Consider the following 14,421-nt stretch of genomic DNA (forward strand, 5'->3'; position numbering starts at 1 on the left):
CCACCCGGCGGGTTCTCACGTAGTCACGACGTCGCGCCTCCGGAACGCGGCCAGCCCTGCCGCCGTGACGAGCGCGGTGAGAACGACGAGAGCGACGAAGGAGCCCGCGGCGAACGGTTCGAGCGGCATCTGCCGGACATGGTTCAGCGGGGAGAGGACGCCGGCGCTGTCGGGCAGGTCGAGGATCGGTCCGAAACTGCCCACCAGGTAGCCGTAGACGACCAGCACCCAGACCAGATCGAAGGCGCGGGGGGCGAGACCGAACAGCGCCGCTCCGATCGCCGCGATGCCGAGGACGGCGGGGGCGTATCCGAGATGCGCCCATACCGATGCGGGCACCCGAGTCGGCTCCCCGGTGGACGCCGCGGCCCCGAGCCCGGTCCCCACGCCGGCGAGTGCGAGGAGTGCCACCACGCCCAGAGCGGTCACGGACAGCCCCGCTGCCATCCATCCGGCACGGCTCGTAGCTGTCGCCAAAACGGGCTCGATCCGGCCCGACTGCTCCTCGCCCCGCAGGCGGCGGACGGACAGGATCGCGAAGCAGGAGGCGAGGAAGGCCGTCGTGTATCCGGTCAGGCCCAGGAAGCCGTCGACGAGATTCGCGGCCGAACCACCCATGAGCGCAAGAATGTCCTCGGGCAGGTTCGCAAAGCTCTCGGCGATCGAGCCGGTCAGGGAGCCGTAGAACGACCCCATCAGCGCCAGGCCCGCGCCCCACCCGGCGATGCTGCCGCGCTGCTGCCGTAGCGCCAGGGCGAACGGGTTCGCCAGCGTCGGTGCCGCCTCGGCCCGGCCCGGCCGTGGCGGCACCAGTCCGGCCCCGAGGTCGCGACGGTCCACGACACGGTACGCGGCCGCCGCGGCGGCCGCCGCGAACCCCAACGACAGGGCCAGCGGGCCCCATCGCGGATCGACGAATGCTCGCGTCTGCTGCGACCAGGCGATGGGGGACAGCCAGGACACCGCGCTGCCGTGCCGCTCCAGGACGTCGCCGACGCCCCGCACGACGAAGGCCGTTCCCAGCGCCGCTGCGGCCAGTCCTGTGGCGGTGCGCCCGTGTTCGCACACCTGGCACACCAGGGCGGTGAGCGCGGCGAAGAACAGCCCCAGCGCCGCGAACCCGGCCGTGAACAGCACCGCCCCGCCGGCGTCCACCCCGGCGGCCGTCATTGCCGCGCTGCCCGCCACGACGAGGGCGGCGTTCGCGACGACTGCGGTCGCCAGGGCCGCGGTCAGCGGGGCGCGCCGGCCCACCGCGCCGGCCAGGACGAGTTCGGTGCGACCGTTCTCCTCCTCGCCCCGTGTGTGCCGGACGACGAGGAGAATGTTCATGAACGCGGCGGCGACCAGCAGGTACAGCCCGTACTGGTTCGCGACGAACGCCTCGAGCGTGGGGTCGTCCATGCCGTAGCCGGGACCCGACATCATCACCCCTGCCGGGTTGTCGGCGAAACCGGCCACGCCGCGGAGGTCCTCGGCGACCGGGTACGCCAGCTGCAGGGCGGCGACGAAGTACGCCGCCAGGGCCGAGATGCCGATCACCCACAGCGGCAGCTTGATTCGATCCCGGCGCAGGTCGAAGCGGACGAGGGACGCGGTCCCGGTGAAGGTGTTCATCGCACGCCGCCCACGCCGGCGATCTGTCGATCGCTGCCGTAGTGGCGCAGGAACAGCTCCTCGAGCGACGGCGGTGCGCTCTCGAGGCTGCGGACGCCGTACTCCGCGAGCCGGCGGACCACCTCGTCGAGGTGAGCGTTGTCGACCTCGAACACGGTGTGCCCGTGCTCGTTTCGCAGCGCGTGCACGCCCTCGGCCTGCGCCAGGCCGGACGTGTCGAGGTCGGTGCGGACCGTGATCGTCGACCGGGTGAGATGCCGCAGCTGGGCCAGCGATCCGGATTCCACGGTACGTCCGTCCCGGATGATGGTCACGGTGTCGCAGAGCTTTTCCACCTCGGCGAGGATGTGACTCGACAGCAACACCGACGAGCCGCGCTGCTTCGCTTCGGCAACACAGTCCTGAAACACCCGTTCCATCAACGGGTCGAGGCCGGACGTCGGTTCGTCGAGGACGAGGAGCTCCACGTCCGAGGCGAGTGCCGAGATCAGCGCCACCTTCTGGCGGTTGCCCTTGGAATAGGCGCGGCATTTCTTGCGAGGGTCGAGTTCGAAGCGTTCGACCAGCTCGGTGCGGCGCGCACGGTCGGCCCCTCCCCGCAGGCGGCACAGGAAGTCGATGGCCTCGCCGCCGGTGAGCGACGGCCACAGGTCGATGTCGCCCGGGACGTACGCGAGGTGCCGGTGCACTTCGACGGCGTCGCGCCACGGATCGAACCCGAGCACGGATGCGGAGCCGCCGTCGGCGCGCAGAAGCCCGAGCAGGATCCGGATGGTCGTGGACTTGCCGGCACCGTTGGGGCCGAGGAAGCCGGCCACTTCACCGCGGCCGACGTGCAGGCTGAGACCGTCCAGCGCGGTCGTGGCGCCGAACGTCTTGGTGAGGTCGTGGACCTCGACGATCGTGTTCATGATTGTGTCCTGGGGTAGGCGGGTTCCGGATCAGGAAGGGGGAGCGGCGGATTCGCCGCCCCCGGCGCCCGCCGGCGGGTCCGGGACGTACATCAGGTAGTCGTCGAGCAGCTTGCGGCTGGTGAGCAGACCCTCGGAATACAGCTCGAGGGCCGGTGCGGTGACGGTCTCGGTCAGGTGCCGGAAGAACCCGGTGAAGTCCCCGCCCCGCAGGAGTTCCGGGTGCAGGGTCATCTGCAGCAGCATCGACCCCACGCTCATGCCGGTGAGCAGGCGGGCCCGGGCGCGGTTGTCCCGGGAGGGCCGGATCAGCCCGTTGCGTTCGCCCTCTGCGAGGTAGTCGACCACGTCGTCGACCAGGTGATCGAAGAACTCCGCCGCGCTTTCGCCGCCGGCCTGGAAGGTGCGGGCGACGTAGACGGCGAGCGGGGCGTACTGCTCGGCCCGCCCGAGTTGCGCCAGCCACGGACCGGAGTCGCCGGTGGCGAGGGTCGTCCGCTTGGAATCGCGGATCTGTCCCAGGACCCACTCGTCGCACGCACGTCGCAGGTCCTTCTTGGACCCGAAATGGTGCACGATCAACGCCCCGCTCACCCCCGCGTCCGCGGCGATGGTCCGCAGGCTCGCGTCGAAGCCGTCGCGAGCGAAACGGAGGATTGCGGCCTCCCGGATGCGCGCCGCGGACGTGAGGTCCCGGCGATCGGCTGCCGAGAGGCGACCCGGCGTTGAACGCATGGTCAGTATATTAACCGCGTGTTCAATCGTCGGCAAGAGCCGGGAGGAGGCCCGCCCCGAGGCGCCTACGGCGGACCCTTCACGCGGGCGTTGTCGAGCATGCGCATCACCCTCGTCGCGCTCACCCCGTGCACGAGGACGGAGAGGACGACGGTGAAGGCGACGGCGGCCCACAGCTCCTGCTCCTGCGCGATGTCGAGCTCCGCCGCCGCGTACGCGAGGTAGTAGACGGAGCCGATCCCGCGCACGCCGAAGAAGGCCGTGACGCGGCGTTCGCGGACATCCATCTCGTCACAGCCCAGGAGCGAGACCCAGCCGACCACCGGCCGGATCACGAGGACCAGGGCGGCGCCGACGAGAACCGACCCCCACGACAACTCGGCGAGCAGGCCGGTGGTGAGGCCCGCCCCCAGCAGGAGCAGGACCGCCAGCGTGAGGACGTGCTCGAGCTGCTCGATCAGGCTGTGCATCTCGGCGTGGTACTCGTGTGCGCGTTCGATGCGCCGCATGGCCACGGCACACACGAACACGGCCAGGAAGCCGTAGCCGCCGACCAGTTCGGCGATTCCGTACACTGCGAACGTGGCGGCGAGCGCGACGATCGGTTCGCCCCGGTCGGCCAGCCGGACGTGCTCGACGGGGAAGTGGAACACCGCCCGCCCGACGAGATGGCCCGCCAGTCCTCCCACCACGGCGCCCAGGACGATCTTGCCGAGCAGCTCCCACAGCACCCAGGAGACGATCCAGTCCTCGATCGGTCCCTTCGTGAACAGGAACAGCGCGAGGTAGACGAACGGGAACGCCAGCGCATCGTTGAGGCCGGCCTCGGAGGTGAGCGCGAACCGCACTTCGTCGTCTTCGCGGTGGGAACCCTCCCCGGACGTGGGGCCCTCGACCTGCACGTCGGACGCCAGCACGGGATCGGTGGGAGCCAGGGCGGCCCCGAGCAGTACCGCGGCCGCGGGGGTGAGGGCCGCGGCCCACCAGCCCAGCACCGCGACGGCCACGATGCCGATGGGCATCGCGATCAGCAGCAGCCGCCGGGTGGACTTCCACGACCGCCACCCGAGGGGACGGTCGATCGCGAGGCCCACGCCCATGAGCGCGACGATCACGCAGACCTCGCTGAGGTACTCCGCCACGGCCGGGTGCCCGCCGGGAGTGAGGGCTTCGGCGTTGTCGAACAACAGCCCCAGCACCGCGCCGGCCACCAGCACGATCATGGGTGCCGAGATCGCCCGGTTGTGGAACAGCCGCGGCACGGTGACGGCGAGAAGCAGCGCGAGCCCGGCGGAAACGTAGATGATCGCGGTGTCCAGTGCCGTGGCCTTCGTTCGCTGCGACGTGGTCGGCGCAAGGATGCCCAGGCGACCGTCGTCCGAAACGCGCGCCCCCGCGCCACCCGGTTCCGGTCAGATGTCGAAGAACACGGTCTCGATCCCGCCTTCCGGGGTGTCCTGCAGACGCACGTCGAAGGTGTAGACCACCTTGCCGTCGCGTTCGGAGCGCTTCGCGATCAGCGTGTCGCGGCGGACCTCCCACTCGATCCCGTCGAGTACGGGGTCGGCGGCGTTGGCGTCGGCCTCGTCGTCGAAGTAGACCCGGGTGTGCAGGCCGATGTTGATGCCCCGTGCGAACAGCACCATGAGGATGTGCGGGGCCTGGAACCCGCCGACGTTCGCCGGCACCGGTCCCGGTTTGATCGTCTCGAAGGTGTAGACGCCGGTGTCGAAGTCGCCGCCCGTGCGGCCCCAGCCGCGGAAGGTCGGATCGATCGCCCTGTCCTGGGCGTGTCCGTCCTGGGTGTCGCCGGGGTGGGCGTACCTGCCCGCGGCGTTGGCCTGCCAGATCTCGATCAGCACGTCGCGCACGGGCGTGCCGGTGCCGTCGAAGACGCGGCCCTCGAGGGTGATGTGCTCGCCCTTCGTCTCCGGGGCGGTCAGCACGTTGCCGAAGTTGTTGTCGAAGATGTCGAACCCGGCCTGCTGCGGTGCGAGCCCGATGTGGACGTACGGGCCGCCGGTCTGCGAGGGGGTCTCCGGGCGGCGCTCGATCATGCTGTGCGGGGAAAGGCTCATCGGGGGGCTCTGGGGAGGTTGGCGTTGTCGAAGAAGGTGGCGCGGCGGCCGCGCAGGGTGAGGTCGAAGCGGTAGGTACGCGCGTCGAAGGGGGCGTTGTTGGCGGGATCCTCCTGCGCGATCAGGCTGCGCAGCTGGTCCAGCGTCGGGATGGTCTTCGCGATGGGGCAGCGCTCGATGAGCGGGTCGCCCTCGAAGTACATCTGGGTGATCAAGCGCTGCGCCCAGCCGGTGCCGTGGATCGAGAAGTGGATGTGGGCGGGCCGCCAGGCGTTGGTGCTGTTGGCCCACGGGTACGGCCCGGGCTTGATGGTGCGGAAGAAGTAGTAGCCGTTGTCGTCGGTGATCATGCGGCCGCAACCGCCGAAGTTCGGGTCGATCGGCGCGAGGTAGCGGTCCTTCTTGTGGCGGTAGCGTCCGCCGGCGTTGGCCTGCCACGCCTCGACCAGGGCGCCCTTCACCGGGTTGCCGAACTCGTCGCGGACGTAGCCGTGCACGATCAGGCGCTCGCCGATCGGCAGGCCGTCCTTGGCGAAGTTGAGGATGAGGTCGTTGTCCTTCTCGCCCAGCTCGCGACGGTCGAAGACCGGCCCGGTCGTCTCCGAGAGCGTGTTGCGCGGCGCGATCAGGGCATTGCGCGGGGAGCGCAGCACCGACGTGCGGTATCCGGGGGTGAGGGCGGGCGGGTGCTGAGTGTGGTCGCGTTCGACGAATTTGCCGGACGCGGCGCCGGGGGCGGCGATGATCATGAGGCGGTACTCCTGGGGACTGTCGCACTGCGACGGACTGGATGTGATCCACGTTATGGGTGAGCATGAGTCATGTAAATTGACGGTTTCGGCCGAATTTCATAACCTGCAGTGATGGAACGCGGTTTCGTGCCCCCGGTCGACCGGGCGTCGCGGCTCCTGGATCGCATCCGGTTGCGCCACCTCACGTGCTTCGTCGCCGTCGCCCAGGAGGGCAACCTCGGCCGGGCCGCCGGCCGGCTGCATCTGAGCCAGCCGGCGGTCACCAAGACCCTCAACGAACTCGAATCCCTGGCCGGCCTGCGCCTGGTGGACCGCGGGCGGCACGGCGCCCGGCTCACCCCCGCCGGCGAGGAGTTCCTGGGCCACGCCGTCGAGGTCACCGACGCGTTGGCGTCCGCCGCCCGCGCCCTCTCCGGGACCGGGCAGCCGGCCGTCGCCCCCGTGCGGGTCGGCGCCCTGCCCACCGTCGCGAGCACCCTGCTGCCCGGTGCGGTCACCCGGCTGCGGGACCGGCGTCCGCACGTGGGCGTGCAGATCCGCACGGCCCCGAACACCGCACTTCTGGGCGCGGTGCGCGCCGGCGAGCTCGACTTCGTCCTCGGCCGGATGGCCGACCCGGAGACCATGCAAGGGCTCTCGTTCGAACTGCTGTACGCCGAGTCGCTGGCCCTGATCGTGCGCCCGGGGCATCCGCTGGCCGGGGGTCCGGTATCGGTGCCGGCGGTGCTGAACCACCCCCTCGTCGTCGCCACCGCCGGAACCGTGCCGCGGCACCACACCGAGGGCTTCCTCGCCCGGCACGGCCTGCGGCTGCCGTCCGGCAGCGTCGAGACCCTCGACGTCTCGGTCGCGCGCGGGCTGGTGCGCGCCGGCGACGCGGTGTGGCTGACACCCGAGCGAGTGCCGCAGGACGACCTCGACGACGGCACGCTCGTGCGGCTGCCGGTACCGACCCCGGGCACCGCCGAACCCGTCGGACTGCTGCGCCGCAGCAGCGCGGACACCCCCGTCGTCGCGGACGAGCTCATCGGGATCCTGCGCGAACTGGCCGTCGGGTGATCATGGCAGGATCTCCCGCATGGCTGAACAGACTTCCGACACGCCGACGACCGAACTGTGGGTCGAGCGCACCGGCACCCGCCGCTACACGGGCCGCAGCTCCCGAGGTGCCGAGGTCCTGATCGGGTCGGAGACCGTCGAGGGTGTCTTCACCCCCGGCGAGCTGTTGAAGATCGCGCTGGCGGCCTGTTCGGGGATGAGCTCGGACTTCCCGCTGTCGCGCCGGCTCGGCGACACCTACGACGTCACGATCCGTGTCTCCGGCGCCGCGGACCGGGAGAACGAGGTGTACCCGCACCTCGTCGAGGAGATGGCGCTGGACCTGAGCGAACTCGACGAGGAGGCGCAGCAGCGCCTCGTCGCGCTCGTCGAGCGATCCGTCGACAAGGTGTGCACCGTCGGCCGTACGCTCGAGGCCGGCACCGAGGTGACGCTGAAGATCGTTCCGGACGCGTGAGCGGTGGATCTCGGCAGGGAGGGCGGATGATTCGTACAGCGGCCGGACTCGCGCTCGCCGTGGGGTTCCTGGCGGGCGGGGCTCCGGCGACGGCCGCGCCCGCTCCGGCGGACTGCGCGCCGTGGCGGGTGGATGTCGTCGCGTCCGGGCTCGGCGTGCTCGAGAATCTCGCGTTCGACGGTCGCGGCCGGCTGCTGGCCTCGGCGTCCACCCCGGCCGGCGGCGGGTCGCTGCTGGCGCTCACGCCCGAGGGACGGGCCGACGCCGTGGTGGCCGAGGTCCCGGCGCCCGGCGGCATCGTCGTCGACGACGGCACGGCGTACTTCACGACCGGCAACGGCACCGTCTCCGGACTGCTCGGCCGCACCGACGGCACCCTGGAGGCCGTCGACCTCGACACCGGGACGCGGCGCACCGTCGCGTCGGGTCTGACCATGCCCAACGGTCTCGTCCGCCTGCCCGACGGGGACTTCCTCGTCAGCCGGAACCTGGGCAGCCCCCCGGGCCTGACGCGCGTCCCGGTCGAGGGTGGGGCCCCGGAAACGATCCGCACCGACCTCGGCTCCGTCAACGGACTCGCGGTCGACGGCGAAACCGTTTATGCGGCTACGACTTTCGATCCGACTACCCGAATTCACGCGTTGAACGCCGGCGACCTCACCGGTCCGGTCCGGACCCTGGACCCGTCCGGGCCCGGGCCCCTCGAGACCGCCGACGATCTCGACGTCGGACCCGACGGCGCGTTGTACGTCCCGCTCAACGTCGCCGGGAAGATCCTGCGGGTCGACCCGGTCACCGGCACCGGCTGCACGGTCGCCACGGGGGTGCCCTTCGTCTCCGCGGTCGCGTTCGGCGAGGGCCCCGGCTGGGACCCGGACGTCCTCTACACCACCGGCTTCGACGGCGCCGTCCACGCCGTCCGTCCGGTCCGCAGTTCGGGGGAGCAGCCATGACGCAGTCGCCGCCGGACGCCGTCCGGCTCACCGCCTGGGTGCACGGGCGCGTGCAGGGTGTGGGGTTCCGCTGGTGGACGCGGTCGCGAGCCCTCGAACTCGGCCTCGCCGGTCACGCCACCAACCATCCCGACGGGCGCGTGCTCGTCATCGCCGAGGGCCCCCGCGACGCCCTCGAACGACTCCTCGCCGCGCTGCGCTCGGGCGAGACCCCGGGAGAGGTGCGGCTCGTGGTGGAGAGCTGGGAGCCGACGCGCGGTGACCTGACCGGCTTCGTCGAGCGGTGACGGCCCGCCGGTAAGGTTTTCGCACATGTATTTGAAGGGTCTGACGCTCAAGGGCTTCAAGTCTTTCGCGTCCGCGACGACTCTGCGGTTCGAACCGGGCATCACGTGTGTCGTGGGGCCGAACGGTTCCGGCAAGTCCAACGTCGTCGACGCCCTCACCTGGGTGATGGGGGAGCAGGGCGCCAAGGCGCTGCGCGGCGGCAAGATGCAGGACGTCATCTTCGCCGGGACCGCCGGCCGGCAACCCCTCGGCCGTGCCGAGGTCACCCTCACCATCGACAACTCGGACGGCGCGCTACCCATCGAATACTCCGAGGTGTCCATCACCCGGCGGATGTTCCGCGACGGGGCCGGCGAATACGAGATCAACGGGAACTCGTGCCGGCTGATGGACGTGCAGGAACTGCTGTCCGACTCCGGCATCGGCCGCGAGATGCACGTCATCGTCGGTCAGGGCCGCCTCTCCGCCATCCTCGAGTCCCGGCCGGAGGACCGCCGCGCATTCATCGAGGAAGCCGCCGGAGTCCTCAAGCACCGCAAGCGCAAGGAGAAGGCGGTCCGCAAGCTCGACGCGATGCAGGCCAACCTCGCGCGCCTGACCGACCTCACCGCCGAGCTGCGCCGGCAGCTCAAGCCGCTCGGCCGCCAGGCCGAGGTGGCGCGCCGCGCCCAGACCATCCAGGCGGACCTGCGCGACGCCCGGCTGCGGCTCGCCGCCGACGACCTCGTGACCCGGCGCTCCGAGTTCGCCGACCAGGACGAGCAGGAACGCGTCCTGCGCGAGCGACTCGACCACGTCTCCGCCGAGCTCGACGACGCCAACGCCGAACTCGCACGCCACGAGGAGGCGGTCGCGCGACTCACTCCCGGCGCCGAGGCCGCGTCACAGACCTGGTTCCGGCTCTCCGCGCTCGCCGAACGTCTCGGCGCCACCGTGCGCATCGCCCAGGAACGCGCCCGCCACCTCGACACCGCCCCGGCGGTCCGCGACGGCCAGGATCCGGACGAGATGGAGGCCCGCGCCGACCGCATCGCCGAAGAGGAGGCCGAACTCCTCGAGGCCGTCGAGGTTGCCCACGGCACCCTCGAGGCCGCGAAGGAGCAGCTCGCCGTCCAGGAGGAGGCCGCCGCGGCCGCCGAGCGGGCGCACCTGGCCGCAGTGCGGGCCGTCGCCGACCGGCGGGAGGGACTCGCGCGCCTGGCCGGACAGGTCGACACCGTGCGCACCCGCGCCGAGTCCATCGACGCGGAGGTGGCCCGGCTGACCGTCGCCATCGAAGAGGCCCGGCTGCGCGGTGTCGCCGCCCAGGCCGAGTTCGAGACGGCCCAGGCCCGCATCGACGACCTCGACGCCGGCGAGATCGACGCCGACGCACAGCACGAACGCGCCCTCGAGGCGCTGCGACTCGCCGACGCCCGCCTGAAGGAACTGCAGGACGCCGAGCGCGCGGCCGGCAAGGAGGTCGCCTCCCTCGGGGCGCGCATCGAGGCGCTGGCGATGGGTCTCGAACGCAAGGACGGCGCCGCCTGGCTTCTCGAGCACCGCCCCGACCTGGGATTGTCGGGTCCCCTCGCGGAACGCGTCCGGGTCGAGGCCGGCTACGAGGTCGCCGTCGCAGCGGCGATGGGCCCGGCCGCGGACGCGCTGGCCGCAGATTCGGTCCCGGCGGCCGCCGCGGCCGTCGCCGCGCTGGTGGACGCCGACCGGGGCCGGGTCGCGTTCGTCGCCGGGGGCACCACCGCGCCGGCCGAGCCGGCGAGCCTGCCCGACGGGACGCGCTGGGTGCGGGACGTGATCGACTGCCCGCCGGAACTGCGCGGCGGACTCGACGCGCTGCTGGCGCGCACCGTCGTCGTGGACGACCTGCGCTCCGCGATCGAACTGTGCCACGTGCGCCCCGAACTGCGGGCAGTGACCCGGAGCGGTGACCTCGCCGGCTCGGGCTGGGTCGTCGGTGGATCCGGGCGCGCGCCGAGCACCCTCGAGGTCCAGGCCGCGATCGACGCGTCCCGCGCCGACCTCGACCGCGCGGTCCGGCGCTCCGAGGAACTCTCGGCGGCTCTCGCCGGCGCCCTGGCCGAACAGGCGGCCCGCGCCGAGGTGGCCGAACAGACCCTCGCGGCCCTCAACGAATCCGACGCCGCGATGTCCGCGGTGTACGAGCAGCTCGGCCGGCTCGGGCAGGCCGCGCGCGCCGCCCACGCCGAGTCCGAGCGCCTCGCGGCGCAGCGCACCAACGCCGAGACGGAGCGTGACACGGCCCGCCGCGAGGTCGTCGAGCTCGAGGAGCGGCTGCGACTGGCCGAACAGGAACAGAGCGACGCGGGCGCCGATCCGGGCACCGACTCGACGGCAGTCGACCGAGAGGTCGCCGCCGCTGCCCTCGCCGAGGTCCGGGCCGTCGAGATGGAGGCGAGGCTCGCGGCCCGCACCGCGGAGGAGCGCGCCCAGGCGCTGCGCGGCAAGGCGGACTCGCTGCGCCGCGCAGCCCAGGCCGAGCGCGAGGCGCGGGCCCGGGCCGAACGGGCACAGCGCGCCCGCAAGCAGGCCGCGGCCGTCGCCGCGGCCGTGGCCGAGTCCGGCGCCCGGGTCGCGGCCCACCTGGACGAGGTGGTCGCCGCGGCCTCCGCCCACCGGGACGAGCTGACCCGTCAGCGCGCCGAGCGGGCCGAACAGCTCGACAAGGTCAAGGAGCGGGTGCGCGACCTCTCCGCGCAGCGGGCCCAGCTCACCGACGCGGTGCACCGGGACGAGGTCGCCCGCGCGCAGGCCGCGCTGCGGATCGAACAGCTCGAGCAGGCCGTCGTCGAGCAGTACGCCATCGCGCCCGACGATCTGGTCGCCGAGTACGGCCCCGAGGTGCCGCTGCCACCGTCCGACCTCGAGATCGCCGAGTTCGAACAGGCGCGGGAACGCGGAGAACAGGTCGTCGCGCCGCAGCCGCAGCCGTACGACCGCGCCACCCAGGAGCGGCGCGCCAAGCGCGCGGAGAAGGACCTGACGACCCTCGGCAAGGTCAACCCGCTGGCGCTCGAGGAGTTCGCCGCGCTCGAGGAGAGGTACAACTTCCTCGCCACGCAGCTCGAGGACGTCAAGAACGCCCGCAAGGACCTGCTCGGCGTGGTCGCCGACGTCGACGCCCGCATCCTGCAGGTGTTCACCGAGGCGTACGCGGACGTCGAGCGCGAGTTCGAGCAGGTGTTCGCCAAGCTCTTCCCCGGCGGCGAAGGCCGCCTCGTGCTGACCGATCCGTCGGACATGCTCACCACCGGCATCGAGGTCGAGGCCCGGCCGCCGGGCAAGAAGGTCAAGCGGCTGTCGCTGCTCTCCGGCGGTGAGAAGTCGCTGACGGCGGTGGCCATGCTCGTCGCCATCTTCCGGGCCCGGCCGTCCCCGTTCTACGTCATGGACGAGGTGGAGGCCGCTCTCGACGACACCAACCTGCGCCGGCTCATCGGGCTGTTCGAGCAGCTTCGGGAGAAGTCCCAGCTCATCGTCATCACCCACCAGAAGCCGACGATGGAGATCGCCGACGCCCTGTACGGGGTCAGCATGCGCGGCGACGGCATCACCCGCGTCATCTCGCAGCGGATGCGTGGTCAGGATCTTTCTCGCCCAGAGCTGAGCGCGGCCGTTGCGCCTGACAGTATGGGGGCGTGAGTACCGGAGCCTGGATAGCCATCGCGGCGGCACTTGCCGTCCTCCTCGTCGCGCTCGTCGTCGGCCTGACCCTGTACCGGAGACGGCGGGTGTCGCTGACGGCCGAGCAGACGCCGCAGCTCGGCACCGCCGAGCAGAAGGATCGTTCCGGCGGTTACAAGGCCGCGGGCGGCTTCAGCTTCACCCAGGGGGCGACCGCGACCGCGCCGCCCCAGCCGGTCGAGCGGCCGGTTCCGAGACCGCCGGTGGTCCCGGAACCGCCCGCGTCCCCCAAACCGCCGGTCGCTCCGGAATCGACGGTGGTGCCGGAACCGAAGGTCGTGTCACTGCCCCAGGAGGTGTCGGAGGCTCCGGCGCCGACGGTCGAACCCCGGGTGGAGCCCGAGCGGGCCCCGGAGGCCGGCGCCGCCCCCACCGTGGAACCGGCCCCCAGGGTCGAGCCCGTCCCGGGCGTCGAGCCGGAGACCGCCCCGGCGCCGTCCGAGGTCGTCCCGCCGGTCGAGGAAGTTGCGCCGGTCGAGGAAGTTGCGCCGGTCGAGGTCGTCCCGCCGGTCGAGGAAGCTCCGCCGGCACCCGCCGTCGAACCCGAGGTGGCCCCGCCGCCGACCGTCGAGCCCGAGGTTGCGGCGGTCCCGCTCGTTCCCCCGATCGAGGAGATCGCCCCGACCGAGGGCCGGCTGGACCGGTTGCGCGGCCGACTTGCCCGGTCGCAGTCGGCGGTGGGCAAGAGCCTGCTCGGCCTGCTCGGCGGCGGCGACCTCGACGAGGACTCGTGGGAGGAGATCGAGGACACCCTGCTGATCGCCGACCTCGGTGCCGCCACCACCACTCAGATCGTCGAGCGGCTGCGGGTGCAGATGGCCGCCCGCAGTGTGCGCACCGAGGCCGAGGCCAGGGCCGTCCTGCGGGACGTGCTGGTCGAGGCGCTGCACCCGGAGCTGGACCGGTCGATCAGGGCGCTGCCGCACCAGGATCACCCGGCGGTGCTGCTCGTCGTCGGGGTCAACGGCACCGGTAAGACCACCACCACCGGCAAGCTCGCCCGGGTCCTCGTCGCCGACGGCCGCCGCGTCCTGCTGGGCGCTGCCGACACCTTCCGTGCGGCCGCCGCCGACCAGTTGCAGACGTGGGCCGAGCGGGTCGGCGCCGAGGTCGTGCGCGGCAAGGAGGGAGGCGACCCGGCCGCGATCGCCTTCGACGCCGTCGCCAGGGGCACCGATCAGGGTGTGGACGCCGTGCTCATCGACACCGCCGGCCGGCTGCACACCAAGACCGGTCTGATGGACGAGCTCGGCAAGGTCAAGCGGGTCGTGGAGAAGAAGGCCGCGGTCGACGAGGTGCTGCTCGTGCTCGACGCGACGATCGGGCAGAACGGCCTGATGCAGGCGCGCGTGTTCGCCGAGGTCGTGGACATCACCGGCGTGGTGCTGACCAAGCTCGACGGCACGGCCAAGGGCGGGATCGTCTTCCAGGTCCAGCACGAGCTCGGGGTCCCCGTGAAACTCGTCGGTCTCGGTGAGGGCGCGGACGACCTCGCGCCGTTCGAGCCGGGCGCATTCGTCGACGCCCTGCTGGGCTGATCCACCGCACCACCGCCAGCTCACCACCGGCCACCCGGCCTCCGACCGGGTGGCCGGTTTTGGTCACGGAAAGGTCACAAATCGTCACTCGGTTCCCATCTGCCACTCCGGTTCGGTAGAAACAGGTGCCGGACGGATCCCGCGGGGCGGGTGGCGACGGGGAAGCAGCGACGAGAGGCTCCTGCGGGAGCTCGCCGCGCTGGCCACCCGGCCCCGCCGGGTCCGTCCCGGCTCGGGTCGCGATCCGTCCCGATCCACCCCCTCCCGGCTCGCGGGAGCACCGCCGCGAAACGCCGTGCGAGGGACCCGGTTCGGCCGCCGGCGCCGGTGG

General features: G+C 72.1%; 12 protein-coding genes. 6 read left to right on the top strand and 6 right to left on the bottom strand.

The window, feature by feature from the left end; genetic code table 11:
• Positions 1–15 precede the first annotated feature (15 nt).
• From AIIKEEIJ_RS12290 to pcaH, 6 genes are all read right to left on the bottom strand, one after another.
• Positions 16–1,617 (bottom strand): hypothetical protein, encoded by a 1,602-nt coding sequence (locus AIIKEEIJ_RS12290; protein WP_161995754.1) that lies wholly within the window; start codon positions 1,615–1,617, stop codon positions 16–18.
• Positions 1,614–2,528, bottom strand: a complete 915-nt coding sequence (locus tag AIIKEEIJ_RS12295) for an ABC transporter ATP-binding protein (RefSeq protein ID WP_029543193.1) — start codon at positions 2,526–2,528, stop codon at positions 1,614–1,616. Before AIIKEEIJ_RS12295 ends, AIIKEEIJ_RS12290 begins: the two co-directional genes overlap by 4 nt.
• 30 nt (positions 2,529–2,558) lie before the next feature.
• On the bottom strand, positions 2,559–3,263 hold the full coding sequence (locus AIIKEEIJ_RS12300) for a TetR/AcrR family transcriptional regulator (protein ID WP_029543194.1): 705 nt from the start codon (positions 3,261–3,263) through the stop codon (positions 2,559–2,561).
• Positions 3,264–3,328: 65 nt separating this feature from the next.
• Complete coding sequence (locus AIIKEEIJ_RS12305) at positions 3,329–4,567, bottom strand: cation:proton antiporter domain-containing protein (protein ID WP_161995769.1); 1,239 nt, start codon at positions 4,565–4,567, stop codon at positions 3,329–3,331.
• Positions 4,568–4,675: 108 nt separating this feature from the next.
• The gene (gene pcaG / locus AIIKEEIJ_RS12310) at positions 4,676–5,341 is read right to left on the bottom strand and encodes a protocatechuate 3,4-dioxygenase subunit alpha (protein WP_006933660.1); all 666 of its coding nucleotides are present in this window, start codon (positions 5,339–5,341) and stop codon (positions 4,676–4,678) included.
• Positions 5,338–6,090, bottom strand: coding sequence for a protocatechuate 3,4-dioxygenase subunit beta (gene pcaH, locus AIIKEEIJ_RS12315; protein ID WP_161995755.1), 753 nt, complete (start codon positions 6,088–6,090; stop codon positions 5,338–5,340). Before pcaH ends, pcaG begins: the two co-directional genes overlap by 4 nt.
• 114 nt (positions 6,091–6,204) lie before the next feature.
• Here pcaH and AIIKEEIJ_RS12320 point away from each other — a divergent pair, with 114 nt between their 5' ends.
• From AIIKEEIJ_RS12320 to ftsY, 6 genes are read left to right on the top strand one after another with little or no spacing between them, the layout of a single operon-like run.
• A complete protein-coding gene (locus AIIKEEIJ_RS12320) occupies positions 6,205–7,152 on the top strand; it encodes a LysR substrate-binding domain-containing protein (RefSeq protein ID WP_043800032.1) in 948 nt (315 codons plus the stop codon).
• 19 nt (positions 7,153–7,171) lie between these two features.
• The gene (locus AIIKEEIJ_RS12325; protein WP_006933666.1) at positions 7,172–7,609 is read left to right on the top strand and encodes an OsmC family protein; all 438 of its coding nucleotides are present in this window, start codon (positions 7,172–7,174) and stop codon (positions 7,607–7,609) included.
• 26 nt (positions 7,610–7,635) lie between these two features.
• Positions 7,636–8,562, top strand: a complete 927-nt coding sequence (locus AIIKEEIJ_RS12330; protein ID WP_029543201.1) for an SMP-30/gluconolactonase/LRE family protein — start codon at positions 7,636–7,638, stop codon at positions 8,560–8,562.
• Entirely contained in the window at positions 8,559–8,849 is a 291-nt protein-coding gene (locus AIIKEEIJ_RS12335) for an acylphosphatase (RefSeq protein ID WP_006933673.1), read from the top strand. The genes AIIKEEIJ_RS12330 and AIIKEEIJ_RS12335 overlap by 4 nt, the downstream gene beginning before the upstream one ends.
• Before the next feature lie 25 nt (positions 8,850–8,874).
• Positions 8,875–12,510: a chromosome segregation protein SMC gene (smc, locus tag AIIKEEIJ_RS12340; RefSeq protein WP_161995756.1), complete on the top strand. Its 3,636-nt coding sequence runs from the start codon at positions 8,875–8,877 to the stop codon at positions 12,508–12,510.
• On the top strand, positions 12,507–14,090 hold the full coding sequence (gene ftsY, locus AIIKEEIJ_RS12345) for a signal recognition particle-docking protein FtsY (RefSeq protein WP_161995757.1): 1,584 nt from the start codon (positions 12,507–12,509) through the stop codon (positions 14,088–14,090). Before smc ends, ftsY begins: the two co-directional genes overlap by 4 nt.
• Positions 14,091–14,421: the final 331 nt, after the last annotated feature.

The sequence above is a fragment of the Rhodococcus sp. YH1 genome (genome assembly GCF_009939605.1).
Taxonomy (GTDB): domain Bacteria; phylum Actinomycetota; class Actinomycetes; order Mycobacteriales; family Mycobacteriaceae; genus Rhodococcus; species Rhodococcus aetherivorans.

Bases quoted from the DNA above. Each gene is read 5' to 3' on its own strand.
- AIIKEEIJ_RS12290 (WP_161995754.1), bottom strand. From the start codon at position 1,617: ATGAACACCTTCACCGGGACCGCGTCCCTCGTCCGCTTCGACCTGCGC.
- AIIKEEIJ_RS12295 (WP_029543193.1), bottom strand. From the start codon at position 2,528: ATGAACACGATCGTCGAGGTCCACGACCTCACCAAGACGTTCGGCGCC.
- AIIKEEIJ_RS12300 (WP_029543194.1), bottom strand. From the start codon at position 3,263: ATGCGTTCAACGCCGGGTCGCCTCTCGGCAGCCGATCGCCGGGACCTC.
- pcaG (WP_006933660.1), bottom strand. From the start codon at position 5,341: ATGAGCCTTTCCCCGCACAGCATGATCGAGCGCCGCCCGGAGACCCCC.
- pcaH (WP_161995755.1), bottom strand. From the start codon at position 6,090: ATGATCATCGCCGCCCCCGGCGCCGCGTCCGGCAAATTCGTCGAACGC.
- AIIKEEIJ_RS12320 (WP_043800032.1), top strand. From the start codon at position 6,205: ATGGAACGCGGTTTCGTGCCCCCGGTCGACCGGGCGTCGCGGCTCCTG.
- AIIKEEIJ_RS12325 (WP_006933666.1), top strand. From the start codon at position 7,172: ATGGCTGAACAGACTTCCGACACGCCGACGACCGAACTGTGGGTCGAG.
- AIIKEEIJ_RS12330 (WP_029543201.1), top strand. From the start codon at position 7,636: ATGATTCGTACAGCGGCCGGACTCGCGCTCGCCGTGGGGTTCCTGGCG.
- AIIKEEIJ_RS12335 (WP_006933673.1), top strand. From the start codon at position 8,559: ATGACGCAGTCGCCGCCGGACGCCGTCCGGCTCACCGCCTGGGTGCAC.
- smc (WP_161995756.1), top strand. From the start codon at position 8,875: ATGTATTTGAAGGGTCTGACGCTCAAGGGCTTCAAGTCTTTCGCGTCC.